Raw genomic sequence first — 3,464 nt, forward strand, 5'->3', positions numbered from 1 at the left:
AGCACCGCAGCTTCAAGCTCGCTCTGGTCATACTTCGTGAGCATCTTCATGCGCTGCACAATCGGCGTCAGCAGACCCACGCCGCGATGCTGTGCGCCACGATCATGGTCAAAATCATGGATAATTACCGGGCGACCCCAGCGGGTTTCACGGGGAATGCGCTGCCAGATAACGGTTTCCGGGGCGCTCCACCAGTCCCCCATATGCGCCTCCCGGATGTGGTAATACACCGGCGCACCGTCATCGTCGATTTCAACGCCACCGCGCATGTATTTGAGATCCATCATCTGCTGCGGGTTACTCAGCCTGTCAGGGTCGATAATCTGCAGGGTGGTCGCAAACTTTGCTTTACCGTACCCCAGCCGGTCAGGGCGGTACTGCAGGTAGCCCAGCGCATCGCCGTCCACCAGCTTGTGCCGAAAAGCCAGACGCAGCTGCTGCGAAACTGTCAGCTGGCGCTCTACGTCACACCAGCGCCCCGGATCGGACACCCAGCTGCGCCAGGCTGCCTCAACCGCACGCTTGTATTCTTTGGCCCAGCCAATATCAAAGGCGCTGTTTCCACTGATATGTGCCAGCGCCCGGTAATCCGGACTCAGCACCGGATGGAAATGCGGACCGACAACATTATCCTGGGTTCGGGTGATAATCCCCGCCCCCCAGCCGTCATTACGGACCAGATCGCGGGTCCGCGACACAATCCGGTCACGGTAAGGGTTTATCTCATTGTCCGGAGACCACAGCGATGGCCGCCAGTTTGCCAGCTGGTCGCTGGTGACATCGGCGGCGTCGTACGCTATCCCCCGGTTGCCCACCAGCGCCGACGTCCGGCTGCGACCGGAGGGCGGCAGTGCCTTTGGTGGTAGCGGGTGGCCGTCAGGACCTAACAGCGTGATTTTGGTCATATCAGTACCTGAATCGTTGATAGCGGCTGCGTGGGCAAGGACATATGCCCAGCGCCTGCTGGAGATCGCGGATAAACTGATTAAGGTTTTCCAGACTCGCAGGCTTGTACGTCACGGAACGGGTCCCGTCGCCCTGGGCATAGGAAAATGACACGCCCATCTGACCGGTCATCAGATCGGTATAAGCTTTTTGCGCAGCCGCAAGCGCCGCCCGGAGCTGGTCCGGCGTCATACCCGCAAGCGGGCCACAGTTAGCAGTCATGAAATTACCTGGCTAGTCGTTTATGAAGAGGGAGTTTCTTGGGTTTTTCTGGTGTCACCGGCAGTTCTGCGCCAGGCAGGCGCAGGCTGTGTTTTTCCTCTGGAGCCGCCGGTGGCGGTAACAGGCTTTCAGGGTTTGCACTGACACTCTCCACTGTGGCATTTAGCTTAAAGCCGATATGCATCAGACCATGGAGGGCTGCATAGGCGTATACCCTGCAGTCGAGGCCTTCGTTTGCCTTCCCACCGGGTAATTCCCAGACGGTAAAACGATGACCACTGATTTCTTTCACCACCAGCCGTTCAGAAAGAAGCTGCTCAAACCAGCCCATATCCCTGTCTGACGGGTAATGCATGTAACCTGGCCCCGGTGTCTCGATATGCAGACGCCCCCGGACAGAGTCCTTGGCTGAGTTAACCCCCAGAATGACCGGGCGGTAAGACTTCTTGCTTCGGGATGTCGGTTGCTTGTTCGGCCACACCGGCGAACGCTTACCGTTACGGGCCGATTCCCCTTTGATGGCCCAGATACGACGCGCCAGACGGGCTTTCGCAAAGTCATAGACTTTCTGGGAGTGCGAGCCCCCGGAGTCATGACAGGCCGCTTTAATAACAAATCCGCGACCGTCAGCCCGCCGCCAAATCTGCTGCAGGTAGGCATCGAGACGCTCCCACGGTTCAGGGGTTTCCAGATCACCTTCAATCACGTCGTAAGCGATTGACCAGGACTCTTCATCCCGTCCCCAGCCCACCACTTCGATTTCAAGCCGGTTATCCTGCGTGTCTATTCCGGCCGTCAGCACGGCTACGCCATCAGGTACCTCAGCGCCGTACACTTCACGTCGGGCCAGCAGCACATCCAGCTGGATAGCCTTACCGTGCACCGGCCGGTGCGGCAGGCCCATCTGCGTGTTCCACCAGGCCTGCTCTTTGTCCGGGTCACCTTTGGCCTTCAGGTATTTGCCCGCGATATCCGACGGTTTATCTTTCTGCCAGGGGCTGAACAGCTTCGATGCCTGAAAGCCGGCATGGACATTACTAACCGGTAGCGCGCCACAGCACCGGCAGCGGGCACGATAAACAGCATGACGCTCGTCAGCAGACCAGGACCAGACCTGATCTACCGCTGTACCGTCGTCGTCACGCCAGACGTTTTCATACTCCATCAGTGGCGACTGGCGAACCCCGCAGCACTCAAAGGTACGGGTCTGGTGCCAGCGAATGGTTTTCAGCGACCGGAGACGATCGCCTTCCGACCAGGCCACACCGCAACTTTCACAGTGCAGACGGGCCGTTTCCGGCCGGTGCCTGCCATCGTCGTCTTTGGTCCAGTGAACGTGTTTAAAGAAATCCGGAAACTGGCGGTGTGCACAGTGTGGGCATTCCACAGATGCCCGCCGCTGATCTGAATCCGCGTAGCTGTCTGCTATACGGCTTTCGTCTTCCACTGTAGGAGAGCAGGCCCGGATACAAAGCCAGTTCAGACCAAACGTGGCCGTTCGTTCTTCAGCCAGGGCTATCGGATCGCCCTCACGGGTCACAGGGTATTTATCCACCTCATCCGCAAGGATGACCCTGACAGGACGGCGAGCAAGGTTGTCCGGACTACCGGCACCGGCCAGCGCCAGAAATCCGCCGGTGAATGACTTATAGAGCAGCGTCTCTTTTGAGTTTTTCTGCTTGTTGCCGCCCACCAGTTTTCTCAGTACCGGCGTAACCCGAAGCATCGGGGTGATACGTTCTTTTGAAAATTGTTCTGCTGCAGCTTCTTTCGGCTGCAGCAGCAAGATAGGACACGGATCCAGATGCGCAAAATACCCGAACAGATTTTCCAGCAGCGCGGTTTTCATCAGCTGCGTGCAGCACATCACGGTGATGATATGGACCCCGGATTCCGTGGCGGCCATCATCGGCCCCCTGGCAATTTCGACGGTCGCGGTTTCCCAGTCCCCCGACGTACTGCCGGACTCTTTTGCCAGCTTGCGATATTTATCGGCCCAGTCTGGCACACTTATTCTCGGCGGCGGCGTCCAGCCCTTGCGGACGCTAGCAGTCAGGCACTCAAGTTTCTTCTGCGTTAAACTCAGGCTGTCCGAGGCTGGTAATGTGTTTGTGGACATGCTCAGCTAATACCTCAGTCATCCTGTCAGCAGGCACATCAAGATCGGCGGCCATCAGAGGGGCAACCCTTGAGGGCCAGTTCAGCCAGGAGTCACGCTGGGCCCGGAAACAATCAAACAGCACCTTTTCTGCCTGCTCCAGTTCAATGAGCTGGCCATCCTTTTGCTGAAACTCCAG

3 protein-coding genes and 1 pseudogene are annotated in these 3,464 nt (G+C 58.0%); all 4 read right to left on the minus strand.

The features are described 5' to 3' along the window. A partial coding sequence (locus tag DEO48_RS26325) for a phage portal protein (RefSeq protein ID WP_146198354.1) occupies positions 1–905 on the minus strand: 905 nt, incomplete at its 3' end. A 1-nt stretch (position 906) separates the two neighbouring features. Continuing rightward, entirely contained in the window at positions 907–1,167 is a 261-nt protein-coding gene (locus DEO48_RS26330; RefSeq protein ID WP_219933030.1) for a gpW family protein, read from the minus strand. A gap of 4 nt (positions 1,168–1,171) precedes the next feature. Next, entirely contained in the window at positions 1,172–3,286 is a 2,115-nt protein-coding gene (locus tag DEO48_RS26335; protein WP_109846756.1) for a phage terminase large subunit family protein, read from the minus strand. Then, positions 3,228–3,464: pseudogene (locus tag DEO48_RS26340) on the minus strand (hypothetical protein); the annotation flags it as partial. The gene DEO48_RS26335 and the pseudogene DEO48_RS26340, both read right to left, overlap by 59 nt.

The sequence above is a fragment of the Enterobacter sp. CGMCC 5087 genome (assembly GCF_003144775.1).
Taxonomy (GTDB): domain Bacteria; phylum Pseudomonadota; class Gammaproteobacteria; order Enterobacterales; family Enterobacteriaceae; genus Enterobacter; species Enterobacter cloacae_M.

Coding starts and splice junctions, on each gene's coding strand:
- DEO48_RS26330 (WP_219933030.1), bottom strand. CDS start 1,167: ATGACTGCTAACTGTGGCCCGCTTGCGGGTATGACGCCGGACCAGCTC.
- DEO48_RS26335 (WP_109846756.1), bottom strand. CDS start 3,286: ATGTCCACAAACACATTACCAGCCTCGGACAGCCTGAGTTTAACGCAG.